General features: G+C 61.5%; 19 protein-coding genes. 11 read left to right on the top strand and 8 right to left on the bottom strand.

The genetic code is table 11. The annotated features are described in order from the left end of the window. Window positions 1–44: 44 nt before the first annotated feature. The 3 genes from betC to ACY4LX_RS01290 all read left to right on the top strand — a co-directional run bounded on the left by betC (window position 45) and on the right by ACY4LX_RS01290 (window position 4,152). Window positions 45–1,559, top strand: a complete 1,515-nt coding sequence (betC, locus tag ACY4LX_RS01300) for a choline-sulfatase (RefSeq protein WP_463258967.1) — start codon at window positions 45–47, stop codon at window positions 1,557–1,559. Between the two features lie 16 nt (window positions 1,560–1,575). Next, window positions 1,576–2,493 (top strand): choline ABC transporter substrate-binding protein, encoded by a 918-nt coding sequence (gene choX, locus ACY4LX_RS01295; protein WP_463258966.1) that lies wholly within the window; start codon window positions 1,576–1,578, stop codon window positions 2,491–2,493. Window positions 2,494–2,583: 90 nt separating this feature from the next. Further along, window positions 2,584–4,152 carry a SulP family inorganic anion transporter gene (locus ACY4LX_RS01290; RefSeq protein ID WP_463258965.1) on the top strand — a complete coding sequence of 523 codons (1,569 nt, stop codon included), beginning with the start codon at window positions 2,584–2,586 and terminating at the stop codon, window positions 4,150–4,152. 95 nt (window positions 4,153–4,247) lie between these two features. On the opposite strand, the gene aroE is transcribed toward ACY4LX_RS01290, so the two are convergent. Then, window positions 4,248–5,069 carry a shikimate dehydrogenase gene (gene aroE, locus ACY4LX_RS01285; protein WP_463258964.1) on the bottom strand — a complete coding sequence of 274 codons (822 nt, stop codon included), beginning with the start codon at window positions 5,067–5,069 and terminating at the stop codon, window positions 4,248–4,250. A gap of 13 nt (window positions 5,070–5,082) precedes the next feature. Beyond that, window positions 5,083–5,997, bottom strand: coding sequence for an oxygen-dependent coproporphyrinogen oxidase (gene hemF, locus ACY4LX_RS01280; protein ID WP_149659317.1), 915 nt, complete (start codon window positions 5,995–5,997; stop codon window positions 5,083–5,085). A gap of 164 nt (window positions 5,998–6,161) precedes the next feature. On the opposite strand from hemF, the gene ACY4LX_RS01275 reads away from it, so the two are divergent. Continuing rightward, window positions 6,162–7,139: an NADPH:quinone reductase gene (locus ACY4LX_RS01275; RefSeq protein WP_463258963.1), complete on the top strand. Its 978-nt coding sequence runs from the start codon at window positions 6,162–6,164 to the stop codon at window positions 7,137–7,139. Window positions 7,140–7,265: 126 nt separating this feature from the next. Here ACY4LX_RS01275 and tsaC read toward each other — a convergent pair whose 3' ends face one another. From tsaC to ACY4LX_RS01260, 3 genes are all read right to left on the bottom strand, one after another. Further along, window positions 7,266–7,823, bottom strand: coding sequence for an L-threonylcarbamoyladenylate synthase type 1 TsaC (gene tsaC / locus ACY4LX_RS01270; protein ID WP_149659319.1), 558 nt, complete (start codon window positions 7,821–7,823; stop codon window positions 7,266–7,268). Between the two features lie 55 nt (window positions 7,824–7,878). Continuing rightward, window positions 7,879–8,979 carry a DNA-processing protein DprA gene (dprA, locus tag ACY4LX_RS01265; protein WP_149659320.1) on the bottom strand — a complete coding sequence of 367 codons (1,101 nt, stop codon included), beginning with the start codon at window positions 8,977–8,979 and terminating at the stop codon, window positions 7,879–7,881. A 79-nt stretch (window positions 8,980–9,058) separates the two neighbouring features. Continuing rightward, on the bottom strand, window positions 9,059–10,084 hold the full coding sequence (locus ACY4LX_RS01260) for a LysM peptidoglycan-binding domain-containing protein (protein ID WP_463258962.1): 1,026 nt from the start codon (window positions 10,082–10,084) through the stop codon (window positions 9,059–9,061). Between the two features lie 167 nt (window positions 10,085–10,251). Here ACY4LX_RS01260 and def point away from each other — a divergent pair, with 167 nt between their 5' ends. The 5 genes from def (at window position 10,252) to ACY4LX_RS01235 (ending at window position 14,990) form a co-directional block, all read left to right on the top strand. Next, entirely contained in the window at window positions 10,252–10,758 is a 507-nt protein-coding gene (gene def / locus ACY4LX_RS01255; protein ID WP_074872237.1) for a peptide deformylase, read from the top strand. A 57-nt stretch (window positions 10,759–10,815) separates the two neighbouring features. Continuing rightward, on the top strand, window positions 10,816–11,775 hold the full coding sequence (fmt, locus tag ACY4LX_RS01250) for a methionyl-tRNA formyltransferase (protein ID WP_463258961.1): 960 nt from the start codon (window positions 10,816–10,818) through the stop codon (window positions 11,773–11,775). Continuing rightward, window positions 11,772–13,082: a 16S rRNA (cytosine(967)-C(5))-methyltransferase RsmB gene (gene rsmB, locus ACY4LX_RS01245; RefSeq protein ID WP_149659323.1), complete on the top strand. Its 1,311-nt coding sequence runs from the start codon at window positions 11,772–11,774 to the stop codon at window positions 13,080–13,082. Before fmt ends, rsmB begins: the two co-directional genes overlap by 4 nt. 24 nt (window positions 13,083–13,106) lie before the next feature. Then, window positions 13,107–14,480 (top strand): Trk system potassium transporter TrkA, encoded by a 1,374-nt coding sequence (gene trkA / locus ACY4LX_RS01240; RefSeq protein WP_149659324.1) that lies wholly within the window; start codon window positions 13,107–13,109, stop codon window positions 14,478–14,480. Window positions 14,481–14,675: 195 nt separating this feature from the next. Then, the gene (locus tag ACY4LX_RS01235) at window positions 14,676–14,990 is read left to right on the top strand and encodes a tetratricopeptide repeat protein (protein WP_149659325.1); all 315 of its coding nucleotides are present in this window, start codon (window positions 14,676–14,678) and stop codon (window positions 14,988–14,990) included. Here the strand turns inward: ACY4LX_RS01235 and ACY4LX_RS01230 are convergent, their stop codons facing one another. From ACY4LX_RS01230 to tag, 3 genes are all read right to left on the bottom strand, one after another. After that, window positions 14,991–15,230: a PilZ domain-containing protein gene (locus ACY4LX_RS01230; RefSeq protein WP_149659326.1), complete on the bottom strand. Its 240-nt coding sequence runs from the start codon at window positions 15,228–15,230 to the stop codon at window positions 14,991–14,993. A gap of 168 nt (window positions 15,231–15,398) precedes the next feature. Further along, window positions 15,399–16,286, bottom strand: a complete 888-nt coding sequence (locus ACY4LX_RS01225; protein ID WP_149659327.1) for a lysophospholipid acyltransferase — start codon at window positions 16,284–16,286, stop codon at window positions 15,399–15,401. A 40-nt stretch (window positions 16,287–16,326) separates the two neighbouring features. Then, on the bottom strand, window positions 16,327–16,884 hold the full coding sequence (gene tag, locus ACY4LX_RS01220) for a DNA-3-methyladenine glycosylase I (RefSeq protein ID WP_149659328.1): 558 nt from the start codon (window positions 16,882–16,884) through the stop codon (window positions 16,327–16,329). An 81-nt stretch (window positions 16,885–16,965) separates the two neighbouring features. Here tag and glyQ point away from each other — a divergent pair, with 81 nt between their 5' ends. Together glyQ and glyS are read left to right on the top strand one after the other, a co-directional pair. Beyond that, window positions 16,966–17,919, top strand: a complete 954-nt coding sequence (glyQ, locus tag ACY4LX_RS01215) for a glycine--tRNA ligase subunit alpha (protein ID WP_008155694.1) — start codon at window positions 16,966–16,968, stop codon at window positions 17,917–17,919. Beyond that, the gene (gene glyS, locus ACY4LX_RS01210) at window positions 17,916–19,970 is read left to right on the top strand and encodes a glycine--tRNA ligase subunit beta (RefSeq protein ID WP_149659329.1); all 2,055 of its coding nucleotides are present in this window, start codon (window positions 17,916–17,918) and stop codon (window positions 19,968–19,970) included. Before glyQ ends, glyS begins: the two co-directional genes overlap by 4 nt. The last annotated feature ends 1 nt before the right edge of the window (window position 19,971 follow it).

The following is a 19,971-nucleotide window of genomic DNA, read 5'->3' as shown; positions in this document are numbered from 1 at the left end:
GCAGCACTCTCGCATAAATATTCACTATGGAATGCCGCGATCACATGAAGCGCAAGAATATTCTTTTCATCATGGCCGATCAGATGGCCGCGCCAATGTTGCCGTTCTACGGGCCTTCGCCGATCAAACTCCCGAATCTGAGCCGCCTCGCCGCCGAAGGCGTGGTGTTCGACGCCGCGTATTGCAACAGCCCGTTGTGCGCGCCGTCGCGGTTTACCCTGGTCAGCGGTCAGTTGCCGAGCAAGATCGGCGCCTACGACAACGCGGCCGATTTCCCCGCCGATGTCCCGACTTACGCCCACTACCTGCGGCGCCTCGGTTACCGCACGGCGCTGTCGGGCAAGATGCATTTCTGCGGCCCGGACCAGCTTCATGGTTATGAAGAACGCCTGACCAGCGACATCTATCCGGCCGATTACGGCTGGTCAGTGAACTGGGACGAACCGGAGGTGCGTCCGACCTGGTATCACAACATGTCGTCGGTGCTGCAAGCCGGGCCATGCGTGCGTACCAATCAGCTGGATTTCGACGAAGAGGTGGTGTTCAAGGCCCAGCAATACCTGTTCGACCACATCCGCGAGGATGGCGACCAGCCGTTCTGCCTGACCGTGTCGATGACTCACCCACACGACCCGTACACCATTCCCAAGGCGTTTTGGGATATGTACGACGACGCCGACATCCCGTTGCCTACAACGCCGGCCCAGACTGAACTCGACCCGCACTCCCAGCGTTTGCTCAAGGTCTACGACCTGTGGAACAAGCCTTTGCCTGTGGATAAGATTCGCGACGCACGTCGGGCGTACTTCGGAGCATGCAGCTATATCGACAGCAACGTCGGCAAACTCCTGCAAACACTCGAAGAAACCGGCCTGATCGATGACACCATCATCGTGTTCTCCGGCGACCACGGCGACATGCTCGGCGAGCGTGGCCTCTGGTACAAAATGCACTGGTTCGAAATGGCCGCCCGCGTGCCCCTGTTGATCAGTGCGCCGGGACAATTCGGGGCAGGCCGGGTCAGCGCGGCGGTTTCCACGGCGGATCTGCTGCCAACCTTCGTCGAACTGGCGGGCGGAACGCTGGAAGCCAATCTGCCGCTGGACGGCCGCTCGCTGGTTTCACATCTGCAAGGGCAGGGCGGTCACGACGAAGTGTTCGGCGAATACATGGCCGAAGGCACCATCAGTCCGTTGATGATGATCCGCCGTGGCGCCTACAAATTCATCTACAGCGAAGACGACCCTTGTCTACTCTTCGACGTACACAACGACCCGGGCGAGCAGGAAGAACTGAGCCAATCGCCGCAACATCGCCAGCTGTTCGACGATTTTCTCGCCGAAGCCCGGGCCAAATGGAATATTCCGGCGATCCACCGACAGGTGCTCGACAGCCAACGGCGCCGGCGTTTCGTCGCCGACGCCCTGACCATCGGCAAACTGAAGAGCTGGGATCACCAGCCGCTGGTGGACGCCAGTCAGCAGTACATGCGCAACCACATCGACCTCGATGATCTGGAGCGCAAAGCACGTTATCCACAACCCTGCCAAAACCAATAATGTGAAGGGGAAGTCCATGCAAAGGTTATCCACAGTACTGACGGTCGGGCTTCTGGCTCTGGGCAGTGCATCGGTTTACGCCGATCAATGCGACACGGTGAAAATGGCCGATCCTGGCTGGAGCGACATCGCCGCCACCAACGCCATCACCGGGTTTCTGCTGGACGGCATGGGCTACAAGGCCAAGGTCGACACCCTCGCGGTGCCGATTACCTTTGGCGGTTTGAAGGACGGCCAGGTGGATGTGTTCCTGGGTAACTGGATGCCGGCGCAGCAGGGCTTCTATGACAAGTTCGTAGCCACGGGCGATGTCACGCAACTGGCGAAAAACCTTGATGGCACCGAATTCACGTTGGCGGTCCCGGACTATGTGTGGGACGCGGGTGTGCATAACTTTTCCGACCTGAACAAATACGCCGACAAGTTCGAGAAAAAGATCTACGGCATCGGCTCCGGCGCCCCGGCGAACATCTCGTTGCAGGACATCATCAAGAAGAACGACTTCGAGCTGGGTCAGTGGAAGCTGATCGAGTCCAGCGAGCAGGCGATGCTGGCCGAAGTGTCCCGCGCAGTGAAAAAACAGAAGTTCGTGACCTTCCTCGGCTGGACCCCGCACCCGATGAACGTGCAGCTGAAAATGCATTACCTCAAGGGCGGCGAGAAGTACTTCGGCGACACCGGCGCGGTTTATACACTGACCCGCAAAGGTTATGCACAGGCCTGTCCGAACGTGGGCAAGCTGCTGACCAACCTGAGTTTTACCCAGGAAATGGAAAACAGCATCATGGCTGAGGTGGTGAACAAGAAAGTCAGCAATGCCGAGGCGGTGAAGGCGTGGATCAAGGCCAATCCGGCGGTGCTGGATAAGTGGCTGGATGGGGTGAAGACCGTGGATGGCAAGGAGGCGTTGGGGGCGGTCAAAGCCAAGCTTTAACACTCTCCACTGATCGTTCCCACGCTCTGCGTGGGAACGATCAGCGTCTGTCCTGTTACCCTTTGCGCAAACTCCCACCCGAGAGGACCCATGGCCTTCCCCAGCCGCCATTCACTCTTCCCGTTTCTCAGTTGGCTGCCCCGGCAGACCCGCGCCAGCGTCGGGCGTGACCTGATCGTCGGCCTCAGCGGCGCGATTCTCGCGCTGCCGCAATCCATTGCCTACGCGCTGATTGCCGGTCTCCCACCGGAATACGGCTTGTATGCCGCGATCATCCCGGTGCTGATCGCCTGTTTGTGGGGTTCGTCGTGGCATTTGATCTGCGGTCCTACGGCGGCCATTTCCATCGTCCTGTACGCCAGCGTCAGTCCTCTGGCCGTGCCCGCGTCCCAGGACTACATCACGCTGATCCTGCTTCTGACACTCCTGGCCGGGATTTTCCAGTGGTTGCTGGGGATGCTGCGTTTCGGCGCGCTGGTGAATTTCGTCTCGCACTCGGTGGTGCTGGGGTTCACCCTCGGCGCGGCGGTGGTGATTGCCATCGGGCAGATGCCGAACCTGCTGGGATTGGAATTGCCCAATCAGGCCACGGCGCTCAACAGCCTGATGACCTTGATCACGCATCTCGGGGCTGTGGATAAACCTTCGCTGGTGCTGGGCCTGGCCACGGTGGTGGTCGGTATCGTGTTGAAACTGTTACTGCCGCGCTGGCCGACGCTGCTGATCGCCCTGGTCCTGAGCGGTTTGCTGGTGTGGCTGTGGCCGTCGATGTTCGGCCATGTGAAATTGGTCAGTGCGTTTTTCGGACGCTTGCCGCCCTTCAGCGCGCTGCCGCTGGACCTCGAATTGATCCTGCGTCTGCTGCCGAGCGCGGTCGCCGTGGGCATGCTCGGGTTGGTGACGAGCCTGTCGATCGCCCGTTCCCTGTCGGCACGTTCGCAGCAATTGCTCGACGCCAACCAGGAAGTCCGCGCCCAAGGGTTATCCAACATCGTCGGGGCGTTTTTTTCCGGGTCGCTGTCCGCCGGTTCATTCACTCGCTCGGGGCTGAGTTATGAAGCGGGCGCCTGCTCACCGCTGGCCGGGGTGTTCTCGGCGTTGTGGGTGGCGTTGTTCGCGATCTTCGGTGCCGGGTTGATCGCGCACATTCCGATCCCGGCCATGGCCGGCAGCATTTTGTTGATCGCCTGGGGGCTGGTGGACCATCGCGGTATTCGTGCGTTGCTGCGGGTCAGCCGCGCCGAATTCGTGGTCATGGCCCTGACCTGTGTCGCGACTTTGCTGCTGGAATTGCAAACCGCGATCTATGCCGGGGTGCTGGCCTCGCTGTTCTTCTACCTCAAACGCACCTCGCAGCCGCGGGTGCAGCATTGGCGTGATGGCGATGAAGACATCCTGCGGGTCGGCGGCTCGATCTTCTTTGGCGCCAGCCATTACCTGCAAGTGCGTCTGCAACGGATGCATGGTGCGCGGGTGGTGATCGAGGCGCAGCACATCAACTTCATCGACTATTCAGGCGTGGAGATGCTGCACCAGGAGGCGCGGCGGTTGCTTAAACAGGATCGCAGCCTGACGTTGCGCGGGGCACGGCCGCCGGTGGTGGAGGAGTTGCGGAAACTCGAAGGGGCCGAGAGGTGCCCAATCCGATTCGAAGATTGAAACACGACCCCCTGTAGGAGCGAGGCTTGCCCGCGAAGGCGTCCTCAGGTACGCCAAAAGCTTCGCGGGCAAGCCTCGCTCCTACAAGGGCGGGGTTAGGCGCCGAGTTGGCGGCGCAGTTCGGCCAACACCGGCGCCGTATCCGGCCGCACGCCGCGCCACAGGTAGAAGGCTTCCGCCGCCTGCTCGGCCAGCATCCCCAAGCCGTCCATCGCCATTGCCGCGCCGTGTTCGCTGGCCCAGCGGCAGAACGAGGTCGGTTCCTTGCCGTACATCATGTCGTAGCACAGCGTCCTGCCCGGTTCGATCAAACTTGCGGCAATCGGTGGTACATCGCCTGACAGGCTGGTGGACGTGGCGTTGATGATCAGGTCCACCGGCTCTTGCAACCAGTCGAAACCACTGGCGGACACCGGCCCCAAATCGGCAAACAAATGCGCCAGCAACTCGGCTTTTTCCACGGTGCGGTTGGCGATGATCAGCGACGCCGGTTGCTCGGCCAGCAAAGGCTCCAGCGCACCGCGCACCGCGCCGCCAGCACCCAGCAGCAAGATGCGTTTGCCCTTGAGGCTGAAACCGGCGTTGACCGTCAGGTCCCGCACCAGCCCGGCGCCGTCGGTGTTGTCGCCCAACAACGTGCCGTCAGCCAGTTTGCTCAGGGTGTTCACCGCACCGGCCCGTTGCGCACGCTCGGTCAGGCTGTCGGCCAGGCGAAAGGCGTCTTCCTTGAACGGCACGGTGACATTCGCCCCACGCCCTTCAGCGAAAAATGCCCGGGCAAAGTCGGAAAAGTCGTCGAGTGGCGCCAGCGACGTGCTGTAGTCCAATTGCTCACCGGTCTGCTCGGCAAACAGGCGATGGATCAACGGCGACTTGCTGTGGCCAATCGGGTTACCGAATACGACATAACGATCCATCAGGATTCCTCGTTCAAGCCTTGGCCAACCAATCACGATCTTGCAGGAAATACTCGGTCAACCGCGCTTCCTCGCTGCCCGGTTCGACCTTCCAGTCATAGCCCCAGCGCACTTGCGGCGGCAGAGACATGAGGATCGATTCGGTACGCCCACCCGATTGCAGGCCGAACAACGTGCCACGGTCGTAAACCAGGTTGAACTCGACATAACGACCCCGGCGGAATTCCTGGAACTCACGCTGTTTCTCAGTGAACGCATCGTTCTTGCGCCGCTGCACGATCGGCAGGTAGGCGTCGATGAACGCATCACCGATGGCGCGCATGAAGGCGAAACTGGTGTCGAAGTCCCATTCGTTCAGGTCATCGAAAAACAGACCGCCGATGCCCCGAGGTTCGTGACGATGCTTGATGTGGAAGTACGTGTCGCACCAGGCCTTGTAGCGCGGGTAGACGTCCGCCCCGAACGGCGCGCAGGCCTGCTCGGCGATGCGGTGCCAGTGCACGCAGTCTTCTTCATTGCCGTAGTAAGGGGTCAGGTCGAAGCCGCCGCCGAACCACCAGACCGGTTCTTCGCCTTCTTTTTCGGCGATGAAAAAGCGCACATTGGCGTGGGACGTCGGCACATGGGGGTTGTGCGGGTGAATCACCAACGACACGCCCAGTGCTTCGAAGCCGCGCCCGGCCAGTTCCGGCCGATGAGCGCTGGCGGACGGTGGGAGACCGCTGCCAAAGACGTGGGAAAAGTTGACGCCGCCCTTTTCGATCACGGCGCCGTTTTCGATCACCCGGGTGCGACCGCCACCACCGGCCGGCCGGGTCCAGGCGTCTTCGACGAAGCGCGTGCCGCCGTCCTCGGTTTCCAGGGCGGCGCAAATGCGGTCTTGCAGGTCGAGCAGGTAGGCTTTTACGGCCTCGGTGCGGGTCGTCATGTCATCACCTTGAATCGGGCAAAACTACGCGGCGCGCCACGGGAGCGGGGGCCGGCGCAAATGGGCGCGTAGCATAACATCGCCGATACACCTGCCGCAGTTGACGAAGATCAAGCATAGGAGTTCGATAGGGAGCTTCGTAATGCGACCTAAGGAGAGTTCTGATGGCAAAGCGTATTCAATTCCGCGCCCATGGCGGCCCCGAAGTGCTCGAGTATGTCGATTACCAGCCCGCCGAGCCCGGCCCGCAGCAAGTGCGCGTCACCAACAAGGCGATCGGCCTGAACTTCATCGACACCTACTACCGCAGCGGCCTCTATCCGCTGCCAGCGTTGCCGTCCGGTCTGGGTTCGGAAGGCGCCGGCATCGTCGAAGCCGTGGGCAGTGAAGTCACCCGCTTCAAGGTCGGTGATCGCGTGGCGTATGGCAGCGGACCGCTGGGTGCATATAGCGAAGTCCATGTGCTGCCGGAAGCCAATCTGGTGAGCCTGCCGGATGCGATCAGCTTCGAACAGGCCGCCGGCGTGATGCTCAAGGGCCTCACCGTGCAGTACCTGTTGCGTCAAACGTATGAACTCAAAGGTGGCGAAACCATCCTGTTCCATGCAGCAGCGGGTGGTGTCGGTTCCCTGGCCTGCCAGTGGGCCAAGGCTCTGGGCGTGAAGCTGATCGGCACTGTCAGCTCAGCGGAGAAAGCCGCGCTGGCCAAGGCCAACGGCGCCTGGGCGACGATCGATTACAGCCACGAAGATGTCGCAAAACGCGTGCTGGAATTGACTGACGGGAAAAAAGTCCCGGTGGTGTACGACGGCGTGGGCAAGGACACTTGGCTGACGTCGCTCGACAGCGTTTCGCCTAGGGGATTGGTGGTGAGTTTCGGCAATGCGTCGGGCGCGGTGGACGGGGTGAACCTGGGGATTCTGTCGGCGAAGGGTTCGCTGTACGTGACCCGGCCAACCCTGGCGACTTACGCCAACAATGCCGAGAACCTGCAGCGCATGGCCGATGAACTGTTCGAGATGATCATCAGCGGCAAGTTGAAGGTCGATATCAGCCAGAAGTATCCATTGGCGCAAGCGGCGAAGGCGCAGACCGAGTTGTCGGCGCGGCGCACGACAGGTTCTACGGTGTTGTTGCCGTAACGCCGCACTGTGGCGAGGGAGCTTGCTCCCGCTGGGCTGCGAAGCGGCCCCGCTTCTCCCTAAAAAGAAGGGGACTGCTGCGCAGTCCAACGGGAGCAAGCTCCCTCGCCACAAGTCACTCAGGTGTTAGCCCGGGCGCACCACATGCCCGGTCGCCACATCCCGAATCACACTCGGGTTCTTGCGCCCACCGAGATTACCGCCCAGCACGCCATCGATTTGCCCACGGAAATACTGCTCGACGCGAATCCGCGTGCGCGCCGCCGGCCGGCCCTGCGGGTTGGCAGACGTCGACACCAGCGGCCCCACTGCTGCGCACAAATCCCGCACCAACGGGTGATCGCTGACCCGCAGCGCCACGGTTTCATGCACGCCGGTAATCCATTGCGGCAACAGATTCTGGTGTGGCACCAACCAAGTGTTCGGCCCCGGCCAAGTGCTGGCCATACGGTCCATCCACAGTTCAGGGAAATCTTCGAACAGGAAGTCGAACTGCCGAATATTGTCGGCCACCAGGATCAGGCCTTTACCCATGGCCCGGCCCTTGATCATCAACAAACGGCTGACCGCTTCTTCGTTCCACGGATCACAACCCAGGCCCCAGACGGCTTCGGTTGGATAGGCAATCACCGCCCCTGCGCGAACGGCTTGCGCGGCTTGTTGCACACGCCAACTGTTGACCATGAAAAAACTCTCCGGAATAAGGCTCTGCGCAGTTTACCGATCTTCCTTATAAAACCTAGCTCACCCGCGCAAACCAGCGTCCGCTTTCGCACACGGCCCGGCCGTCCATTTCCAGTTCCGTCAACGCCGCCAGCACTTTGGGCAGGGCCCACCCGCTACTGTGGGCCAACGCTTCACTGGTGTGCGGCGCCGCGTGCAGCAACATCAGCAACGGATGGGTCGCCTGCGGAGTTTCTGTGGATAACGGCAATTGTTGCCAGCCGCGTAGGGCTTCGAGAATGTGGTCGATGGTTTCCACCAGCATCGCGCCGTCGCGGATCAGTTGATGGCAGCCCTTGGCGCCGGGGTGATGAATCGATCCCGGAATCGCATACACCTCGCGCCCCTGTTCCGCCGCAAGCCTGGCCGTAATCAACGAACCGCTGGCGACACTGGCCTCGACCACCAACACGCCGAGGGATAAACCGCTGATGATCCGGTTGCGCCGGGGGAAGTTGCTGGCGCTCGGGCCGGCGTCCAGCGGGAACTCGGAAAGCACCGCGCTGCCCGAGGCAATCATGGCGTCCGCCAGTCGACGGTTGCGCTGTGGATAAAACTTTTCAAGTCCCGTGCCAAGTACCCCGACCGTTCGCCCGCCCACGTCCAAAGCCGCCTGATGTGCGGCAGCATCGATGCCCAGAGCCAGGCCGCTGGTGATGACGAATCCGGCACCGGCCAGGCTGCGGGAAAACGCAGCGGCCGTGTCCATCCCCGGCCGTGAAGCACGGCGGCTGCCGACCATCGCCAGTTGCGGTTTTTCGAGGATGCCCGGATCGCCGGCTACAAATAACAGCGGCGGTGCATCGCTGATTTCCGCCAGTAACGCCGGGTACTCGGGTTGGTCCCACATCAGTAAATGCTGGGCCGGACGCTCTAGCCAGGCCAATGCGTGGCTGGCGCCGTCGCGGATTTCACTGGAGCGTCGAGCCTCGGCACTGGCCGCCGGCAACCCCAACGCACGCCAGGCACTGGCGGGCGCGCTAATGGCTTTTGAGGCCGAACCAAAGGCTTCGAGGAGTTTTTTAAATCGCGCCGGTCCGAGTTCGGGAAGGCGATGCAGGCGTAGACGGGCTTCCAGTTCCGCAGGAGAAACCGGGGTAAAAGCAGTGAGCGACATGGATCATCCTTGATCGTTATGAGCCCCGTTTAATCGGGAATAAGCTGTGGATAACTCTGTTGGTAACTTGTGGAGCAGGCTAAGGATTTCGCACCTTATCCATCACCGCCAGCGAGCGCGATGCATTAAGGACCAACCCGTAACTAAGTTTGTCGTAGGTGCGGAAAACCATCAGCAAACCGGCGCGTTCATCGGGAATTTTCAGCGGTTGGCCGGTCACGCGATCACGCACGGTTTCGCCGGTTTTCATCACCACCAGCACATTGCCTTCGACCAGGCCGTCCCGTTGCCCCTTGTTCAGCGTGACCACGTCCATCGCGCCAATCTGCGTGACCCCGCGCGGCACATCGATGATCAAGCCGTTGATGTCGTTCTTCGGCGCGCTGGGCATGAAGGTCGAATTGATCGCCCGTTCTTCGCCGCTGAACAAGCGGTCACCGAGGCGCACTTCCTGGGTGGTGCGTTGCAGCGCCAGGGTGGCGACATCGCCCTCGGTCGCGACAATCTCGCCGCCGCCGATGTCGTCGGCGTTGATCCCCAGGAACTCCTTGCTCTGCGGATCGGTGTAGACCTTGCCCTGGCGGAAGATGCCGTACACCGGCTGGTTCGGGTCGAAGTGGCCGCGGGCGAAGATGCGGTCGCCGGTGCCGCTGAGGACGCGTTCGGCATCGCCGGCGACGATGTAAGGCGCCTTGTCGAAGTCCTCTACCTTGTCGACGATGCGGTTGCTCAACAGAAAGCTATTGATCGATTGCAGCGGAATGCTCGGTATCGCGTCGGCCACCGGGCTGCTGCGGATCCGTGGCGAGAGCTTGATGGTGCCGCGGGACTCGCCGCGATTGAGGGTCAGGCGCGGCTGGCCGTTGACGTAAGTGAGCGTCAGCAAGTCGCCGGGATAGATCAGATTGGGATTCTGGATTTGCGGATTGACCTGCCAGAGTTCGGGCCATTTCCACGGCTCACGCAGGAATTTGCCGGAGATGTCCCAAAGTGTGTCGCCCCTTACCACTGTGTATTGCTGCGGAAAACCTTCCTTGAGCTGCACTTGCCCGTGCGCCAAACCGGCCGAGGCCAGAAGGAGCAAGGCGAGTAGTGATTTCCTCATGCGGTGAATCCCTTTATTATGTGCGTTCGCGTAAAACGCCAGAGCCCCCGTGGCTCGCTCCTGGCTCTTCACAAAGAAAGGAGCTACGTTTTACAACGGTAGCCTGCATCTTCGGACCCGCCAGGCCATCGACCCGACTTTACCTCACATGTGCAGCAATTAAGCTTATGGCCATTTTAGACATCCTCGAATTTCCCGACTCGCGCCTGCGCACTATCGCCAAACCCGTGGCCGTAGTGGACGACGAAGTGCGTCAGTTGGTCGATGACATGTTTGAAACAATGTATGAAGCGCCAGGCATCGGCCTCGCCGCGACCCAGGTCAACGTGCACAAACGTATCGTCGTGATGGACCTCTCCGAAGACCGCAGCGAACCGCGGGTGTTCATCAACCCCGAGTTCGAAACCCTGACCGACGAGATGGAGCAATACCAGGAAGGCTGCCTCTCGGTGCCGGGCTTCTACGAAAACGTCGATCGCCCGCAAAAGGTCAGGATCAAAGCCCTGGACCGCGATGGCCAACCCTACGAACTGATCGCCGAAGGCCTGCTCGCCGTGTGCATCCAGCATGAATGCGACCACCTCAACGGCAAGTTGTTCGTCGATTACCTGTCGAACCTCAAACGCGACCGAATCAAGAAGAAACTGGAAAAGCTCCATCGCCAGAACGCTTGATGCCCTCCTTTCAAAGGCTTGCTGCGGCAAGCCTTTTTCTTTTCAGAGATTGCTCCCATGACTGAGCCACTGCGCATCGTCTTTGCCGGCACCCCGGAATTCGCCGCCGAACACCTCAAGGCCCTGCTCGCCAGCCCTTACGAGATCGTCGCGGTCTACACCCAACCGGACCGTCCGGCGGGCCGCGGGCAAAAACTGATGCCGAGCCCGGTCAAGCAACTGGCTGTGGAAAACAACATCCCGGTGCTGCAACCGCCGACTCTGCGCAACGAAGACGCCCAGGCTGAACTGGCCGCACTCAAGCCCGACTTGCTGGTGGTGGTCGCCTACGGTCTTATCCTGCCGCAAGTGGTGCTGGATATTCCGCGCCTGGGTTGCATCAACAGCCACGCCTCGCTGCTGCCACGCTGGCGTGGGGCGGCGCCGATCCAGCGCGCCGTTGAAGCGGGCGATGCCGAAAGCGGCGTGACGGTGATGCGCATGGAACTGGGCCTGGATACCGGCCCGATGCTGCTCAAAGTCACCACGCCGATCACTGGCGAAGACACCGGCGGCAGCCTCCACGACCGTCTGGCCGAAATGGGCCCGCCCGCCGTGATTCAAGCGATTGCCGGTCTCGCTGCCGGAACGCTGGAAGGCGAAGTGCAGGACGACAGCCTCGCCACTTATGCTCACAAATTGAACAAAGACGAAGCACGCATCGACTGGAGCCGTCCGGCGGTTGAGCTGGAACGCCTGGTCCGCGCCTTCAACCCGTGGCCGATCACCCACAGCACGCTGAATGGCGAAGCGCTGAAGGTATTGGCCGCCAATCTCGCCGAAGGGCAGGGCAATCCGGGGGAAATCCTCGGCGCCAGCAAGGACGGCCTGATCGTCGCCTGCGGTGAACAGGCGCTGTGCCTGACCCGTCTGCAATTGCCCGGCGGCAAGGCGCTGAACTTCAGCGACTTGTTCAACAGCCGCCGTGAGAAATTCGCCGTCGGCACCGTGCTCGGCCAAGTGGTGGACGCTCAATGAACCCGCGTCTGGCCGCCGCCAAGGCACTTGCCGCTGTCCTGAACGGAAAAGCTTCGCTCAACAGTTCCCTGCCGACGCAGATGGACAAGGTCGAAGACCGCGATCGTGGCTTCACCCAGGACCTGGCGTTCGGCACTGCGCGCTGGCAGCCACGCTTGTCGGCACTGGCGGCCAAGTTGCTGCAGAAGCCGTTCAAAGCGGCGGACGCAGACGTCGAGGCGCTGTTGCTGGTCGGCCTCTATCAATTGCTCTACACCCGCGTCCCGGCCCACGCCGCCATTGGCGAAACCGTCGGTTGTGCCGACAAGCTCAAGAAGCCCTGGGCCAAGGCCTTGCTCAACGCCGTGCTGCGCCGCGCCCAACGGGAAAGCGAAGCGCTGTTGGCCGAGCTGGAACACGACCCGGTAGTGCGCACCGCCCATCCTCGCTGGCTGCAAAAATCCCTGAAAGCGTTCTGGCCTGAGCAGTGGGAAGCCATCTGCGCGGCGAACAACGCGCATCCGCCGATGATTCTGCGGGTCAACCGTCGCCATCAAACGCGCGATGCGTACCTCGGCTTGCTGAGTGACGCGGGCATCGCCGCCACACCATGTGTGTACAGCCGCGACGGCATCATTCTCGACGCCGCCGCCGACGTACGCAGCCTGCCGGGTTTCGCCGAAGGCTGGATTAGCGTGCAGGACGAAGCCGCGCAACTGGCCGCCGATCTACTTGACTTGGCGCCGGGCCAACGGGTGCTCGACGCCTGCTGCGCCCCCGGCGGCAAGACCTGCCACATCCTTGAAGCCGAGCCGGCACTGGCCGGCGTGGTGGCGGTGGACCTGGAAGCCAAGCGTCTGGTGCGGGTGAGGGAAAACCTCGCGCGTCTGGGCCTGAGCGCCGAACTGATCGCCGCCGACGGCCGCGACACCGCGACCTGGTGGGACGGCAAGCCATTCCAGCGCATCCTGCTCGACGCGCCGTGCTCGGCCACCGGCGTGATCCGTCGCCACCCGGACATCAAGCTGACCCGCCAACCGGACGACATCGCCGCACTCGCGGTGCTGCAAGGCGAATTGCTCGACGCCATGTGGATAACTCTGGAAGTGGGCGGGATTCTGCTTTACGCCACCTGCTCGACGCTGCCGACCGAGAACACCGAAGTCATCGAAGCCTTCCTCGCCCGCACGCCGGGTGCCCGTGAACTGGACCTCGCCACCACAGCCGGGATCAAGCAGCCCCATGGTCGCCAATTGCTGGCCCAGCAGGGCGGTCACGACGGGTTCTACTACGCCAAGCTGATCAAGATTGCCGCCGCACGCGGTTAACCGGATTTTCAAGGGAGTGACTGGATGAAGATCATCATCCTCGGCGCGGGGCAGGTCGGCGGTTCGCTGGCGGAACACTTGGCCAGCGAAGCCAACGACATCACCGTGGTCGACACCGATGGCGAACGCCTGCGCGACCTCGGTGATCGTCTCGACATCCGCACCGTGCAGGGCCGCGCGTCGTTTCCGACGGTGCTGCGTCAGGCCGGCGCCGACGACGCGGACATGCTGGTCGCCGTGACCAACAGCGACGAAACCAACATGGTCGCCTGCCAGGTCGCCCACACCCTGTTCCACACCCCGACCAAAATCGCTCGGGTTCGCGAAGCCGCGTATCTGACGCGCGGCGGGCTGTTCAACAACGACGCGATCCCGGTGGACGTGCTGATCAGCCCGGAACAAGTGGTCACCAACTACATCAAGCGCCTGATCGAACACCCCGGCGCCTTGCAGGTGATCGACTTCGCCGAAGGCAAAGCGCAATTGGTGGCGGTGAAGGCCTATTACGGTGGGCCGTTAGTGGGTCAGCAACTGCGACAATTGCGCGAGCACATGCCGAACGTCGAAACCCGCGTAGCGGCGATTTTTCGTCGCGACCGACCCATCCTGCCCCAGGGCGATACGGTAATCGAGGCCGACGACGAAGTGTTTTTCATCGCGGCCAAGGCGAATATTCGCGCAGTGATGAGCGAAATGCGCCGCCTCGATGAAAGCTACAAGCGCATCGTCATCGCCGGTGGCGGACAGATCGGTGAACGGCTGGCCGAGGCCATTGAAAGCCGTTACCAGGTGAAGATCATCGAGATGAACCCGGCGCGCTGCCGTCATCTCTCGGACACCCTCGACAGCACCGTCGTCCTGCAGGGCAGCGCTTCGGACCGGGACCTGCTGCTGGAAGAGAACATCGCCGACGCCGACCTGTTCCTGGCCCTGACCAACGACGACGAAGCCAACATCATGTCGTCGTTGCTGGCCAAGCGCCTGGGCGCGAAGAAGGTGATGACGATCATCAACAACCCGGCCTACGTTGATCTGATCCAGGGCGGCGACATCGACATCGCCATCAGCCCGCAATTGGCGACTATCGGCACCCTGTTGGCCCACGTGCGCCGTGGCGATATCGTCAGCGTGCACTCACTGCGCCGGGGCGCGGCGGAAGCCATCGAGGCGATTGCCCATGGCGATGCGAAGTCGAGCAAGGTGATTGGCAAGGCCATCGAGAACATCGGTTTGCCGCCGGGCACCACCATCGGCGCGATCATTCGTGACGAAGAAGTGATCATTGCCCACGGCGATACGGTGATCAAAACCGGCGACCATGTGATTCTGTTCCTTGTGGATAAGAAGCATATTCGGGATGTGGAGAAGCTGTTTCATGTCGGGTTGAGCTTCTTCTGATCCGAGGGCCTCTTCGCGGGCAAGCCTCGCTCCTACAGATTGAATAGCTGATCGTTCCCACGCTCTGCGTGGGAATGCCTCAACGGACGCTCCGCGTTCGGCTTTGGATGGGACGCGGAGCGTCCCGGGCTGCATTCCCACGCGGAGCGTGGGAACGATCGCTGAACCTTTCCACATAACCCAAAGGTGCCAACCATGCTCGAATCCCTGGAAAAAATGCTCGCCAAGGGTGTGGATAACTCATTGCTGCGCTTCGGCCTGGGCAAGGGGTATCTGGATCTTGGGGAAAATGCCAAGGCCGCCGAGCATTTCCAGCGTTGCGTCGAGTTCGATCCGAAGTATTCGGCGGCGTGGAAGTTGCTGGGCAAGGCCCATCTGGCGCTGTCGGATCATGCCGCCGCGCGTCAGGCCTGGGAACAAGGCCTGGAAGCCGCCCGCGCCCATGGCGACAAGCAGGCGGAAAAGGAGATGACGGTGTTCCTGAAGAAGCTTGATCGTCAGGCCCACTGATCAGAGATAGCGCAGGCCAATCCCCTCGGCGTCCACCAGCACCACTTCCATGCGCACGCGCGGCGCGCCTGTGGGTAAGCCCTGCACCTGGCCATAAACCACCGCGCCCTTGGGCAACGCCGACAGGCTCGGGTGCTGGACGTAGACGCCCGTCGTCGAGAGGTTACGGGTCTGGCCCAGGCATTCGCCGAAGCTTTCGTGACTGATCTTGATGCGCAATGATTTGCGGTGTTCGGACATCTTCTGCGCCCTTGCTGAACGTGGGTTGTGGATAACCTGGACTTGTAGGAGCGAGGCTTGCCCGCGAAGGCGACATCCCATCCAACATCAATGTTGAATTTGATGGCCTCTTCGCGGGCAAGCCTCGCTCCTACAGGGCGTAGTTATCCACAGATCGTGCCATTTATGTCAGTACCAGCGTTCTTCACCCGGTGGACGCTTCTTGAAGCGCTTCATGCTCCACATGTACTGGCTCGGATACGCCCGCACGTAGCGCTCGACCACCTGGCTCATCGCTGCGCAGGACGTCTCGGTATCGGTGCTGTACATGGCGTCTGGTGCGGCTTCGAGGATCACTTTGTACCCCGAACCGTCCGGAAGGCGCAGGGCATGCAGGAACACGCCGACCGCTTTGCCGCCGGCGAGCATGTTCGGTACGAATTTACTGGTCAGCGCCTGGGTGGCGAAAAACGGCACGAAGATCCCGGCGGATTCGGCCGGCTCCGGGTCAGCGGGGATGCCCACTGCACCACCTTTGCGCACTTCCTTGATCACGCTGAGGATGCCTTCCTTGGTGGAAGCGGCCACGCGGTTGCCCAATTGCACCCGCTGCTTGCGCAGCAAATCGTCCACGGCTTTCAATTTCGGCGGACGATAGAAAATGATCGGTTTGCACTGGTTGCAATAGAAGTGGTTCAACACTTCCCAGTTGCCGAGGTGGCTGGTGATGCCCACCACACCTTTGCCGGAAGCGAGTGCGTCTTTTAATACGTCGAGGCCTTCGACTTCACGCACCAGGTCGATGGAGCGCTGGGCCGGCCAGATCCAGGCGCAGGCGCTTTCGGTCAGGGACTTGCCGATGTCTCTCAGACTCTGGCCCACCAGACGCTCGCGTTCGGCCGGGTCCATGTCCGGGAAGCACTTGGCCAGGTTGATCCGCACCACGTCGCGGGAACGGTTGGGGGTTTTCCACATCATCCAGCCAATGGCCGAACCGACGGCTTGCACGGCCCGCCACGGGAGCAGGGCAAACAGCCGCAGAGCGCCTACCAGCAAGGCGCCTTTAAACTTATCCACAGGTCACTCCTGATCTTGTGCTGTGTGCGAGGCGGCCATTCTAACCGCCGTTCGCCAGCGTCGCGTAGCGATCGCAATCCTGGGTATGGTCCATGACCATGCCCGAGGCCTGCATCAGCGCGTAACAAATGGTCGGGCCAACGAACGTAAAGCCAGCCTTTTTCAGGCCTTTGCTCATCTCCACGGCGACCGGCGTCACGGCCGGCACCTGGCTGCGATCCTTGAAATGATTAATCAGCGGTTTGCCACCCACGAAGGACCAGAGAAACGCCACCGGGTCCTCCAGCACCAGCCAGGCCTGGGCGTTGCGCCGGGCCGCGTTGAGTTTGAGGCGGTTGCGGATAATGCCGGGATCGAGCATCAATTCATCGATTTCCGCGTCGCTCATCTGCGCCACGCGTTGTACGTCGAAGCCGAACAACACCTCGCGATAACGCTCACGTTTGCGCAACACGGTGATCCATGAAAGGCCGGCCTGGAACCCTTCGAGCAAAAGCAACTCGAACAATCCCTGCGCATCGCGTAGCGGCGTGCCCCACTCCTGATCGTGATAAGCCATGTACAGCGGATCTTCGGAACACCAAAAGCAGCGTGGCATAAGGCTCCAGGGGGCGTGCGCAGCAACGAATCGGGTATACTCCCGCTCTTTAAATCGCAGCCCAAGAAACAGGTGAATTACGTGAGCCAGCCTACGCCAGCCGTGCGTACCTTCCAAGACTTGATCCTCGCCCTCCAGCAATACTGGGCCGAGCAAGGTTGCGTGGTACTTCAGCCCTACGATATGGAAGTAGGCGCCGGCACTTTCCACACAGCCACGTTTCTGCGCGCCATCGGCCCGGAAACCTGGAACGCCGCTTATGTGCAGCCCAGTCGTCGCCCGACTGACGGCCGCTACGGCGAAAACCCGAACCGTCTGCAGCACTACTATCAGTTCCAGGTAGTCCTGAAGCCGAACCCGGACAACTTCCAGGAACTGTACCTGGGCTCCCTCAAGCACGTTGGCCTGGACCCGTTGGTCCACGACATTCGCTTCGTCGAAGACAACTGGGAGTCGCCAACCCTGGGCGCCTGGGGTCTTGGCTGGGAAGTCTGGCTCAACGGCATGGAAGTGACGCAGTTCACGTACTTCCAGCAAGCGGGCGGCATCGAATGCTACCCGGTGACCGGCGAGATCACTTACGGTCTTGAGCGTCTGGCCATGTACCTGCAAGGCGTGGACTCGGTTTACGACCTGGTCTGGGCTGACGGCCCGATGGGCAAAGTCACCTACGGCGACGTGTTCCACCAGAACGAAGTCGAGCAATCGACCTACAACTTTGAACACGCCAACGTCGAGAAGCTGTTCGAGCTGTTCGATTTCTACGAAAGCGAAGCCAAGCGCCTGATCGAACTCGACCAGCCGCTGCCGTTGCCAAGCTACGAAATGGTGTTGAAGGCGTCCCATACCTTCAACCTGCTGGATGCGCGCCGGGCAATCTCGGTGACTGCGCGTCAGCAATACATTTTGCGTGTTCGCACCCTGGCGCGTTCCGTTGCGCAAGCCTACCTGCTGGCTCGCGCCAAGCTGGGCTTCCCGATGGCAACCCCGGACCTGCGTGATGAAGTGTTGGCTAAGCTGGAGGCTGCACAATGAGTGCTCTGGATTTCCTGGTTGAATTGGGCACCGAAGAACTGCCACCCAAAGCCCTGAACACCCTGGCCGATGCGTTCCTGGCCGGTATCGACAAAGGCCTGCAAGCCGCTGGCCTGAACTACGAAGCCAAAACCGTGTACGCCGCGCCGCGTCGCCTGGCCGTGCTCATCACCGCACTGGCGACCCAGCAACCGGATCGCAGCATCAACCTCGACGGCCCGCCGCGTCAGGCTGCCTTCGATGCCGATGGCAACCCGACCCAAGCAGCACTGGGCTTTGCCAAGAAGTGCGGCGTCGACCTGAGCGAAATCGATCAGAGCGGTCCGAAACTGCGTTACAGCCAGAGCATCGCCGGCAAACCGACCGCGAGCCTGCTGCCGACCATCGTCGAAGACTCCCTGAACGACCTGCCGATCCCGAAGCGCATGCGCTGGGGTGCTCGCAAGGAAGAATTCGTGCGTCCGACCCAGTGGCTGGTGATGCTGCTCGGTGACCAGGTCATCGACTGCACGATCCTCGCCCAGAAGGCTGGCCGCGATTCCCGTGGCCACCGCTTCCATCACCCACAAAGCGTGCGCATCACGGCGCCGGCCAACTACCTGGCCGACCTGCGTGCAGCTTACGTGCTGGCCGATGCCAACGAGCGTCGCGCCATCATCAGCAAGCGCACCGAAGAACTGGCGACCCTGCAGGAAGGCACCGCCATCGTTCCTCCAGCCTTGCTCGATGAAGTGACCGCGCTGGTTGAATGGCCGGTGCCGCTGGTGTGCTCGTTCGAGGAGCGTTTCCTCGATGTGCCGCAAGAAGCCCTGATCACCACCATGCAGGACAACCAGAAGTACTTCTGCCTGCTGGATGCCGACGGCAAGTTGCTGCCACGTTTCATTACCGTGGCCAACATCGAAAGCAAAGACCCGCAGCAGATCATCGCCGGTAACGAGAAAGTGGTTCGCCCACGCCTGACCGACGCCGAGTTCTTCTTCAAGCAAGACAAGAAGCAGAAACTCGAAGACTTCAACCTGCGCCTGCAAAACGTGGTGTTCCAGGAAAAACTCGGCAGCGTCTATGACAAGGCCGAGCGCGTTTCCAAACTGGCCGCGTACATCGCGCAGCGCATTGGCGGCAACGCAGCCTGGGCCTCCCGTGCCGGCCTGCTGTCCAAGTGCGACCTGGCGACCGAGATGGTCGGTGAGTTCCCGGAGATGCAAGGCGTCGCCGGTTACTACTACGCCCTCAACGACGGCGAGCCGGAAGAAGTCGCTCTGGCCCTGAACGAGCAGTACATGCCTCGCGGTGCCGGCGCTGAACTGCCGACCACCCTGACCGGTGCGGCCGTGGCCATCGCCGACAAGCTCGACACCCTGGTCGGCATCTTCGGCATCGGCATGCTGCCTACCGGTAGCAAAGACCCGTATGCCCTGCGCCGTGCGGCACTGGGCGTGTTGCGCATCCTGATCGACAAGAAGCTCGACCTCGACCTGAACGACGCCGTGGCTTTTGCCGTGAACGCGTTCGGCGCCAAGATCAAGGCTGCCGGCCTGAACGATTTGGTGCTGGAGTTTATCTTCGACCGTCTGCGTGCCCGTTACGAAGACGAAGGCGTGGATGTCGGCACTTACCTGTCGGTGCGTGCGCTGAAACCGGGTTCCGCACTGGACTTCGATCAGCGTGTTCAAGCGGTAGAAGCGTTCCGCAAATTGCCGGAAGCCGCCGCCCTGGCCGCGGTGAACAAGCGCGTTTCGAACCTGCTGAGCAAAGCCGAAGGCTCGATTCCGTCGGTAGTGGAAGCCAAGTACTTCGACAACGCCAACGAGTTCTCCCTGTACTCGGCGATCCAGCAGGCTGACCAGGCTGTCCAGCCGATGGCCGCTGCGCGTCAGTACAGCGAATCGCTGGCGCGCCTGGCTGCCTTGCGCGAGCCGGTGGATGCGTTCTTCGAAGCGGTGATGGTCAATGCGGAGGATGCCAAGGTGCGCGCCAACCGTTATGCCTTGCTGTCGCGTCTGCGTGGGCTGTTCCTCGGCGTTGCCGACATTTCGCTGCTGGGGTAAG

It is taken from the genome of Pseudomonas sp. Emmai (assembly GCF_055179735.1).
Note: the sequence above shows the minus strand (reverse complement) of the source record. Positions and strands in the feature narration are given on the sequence as shown.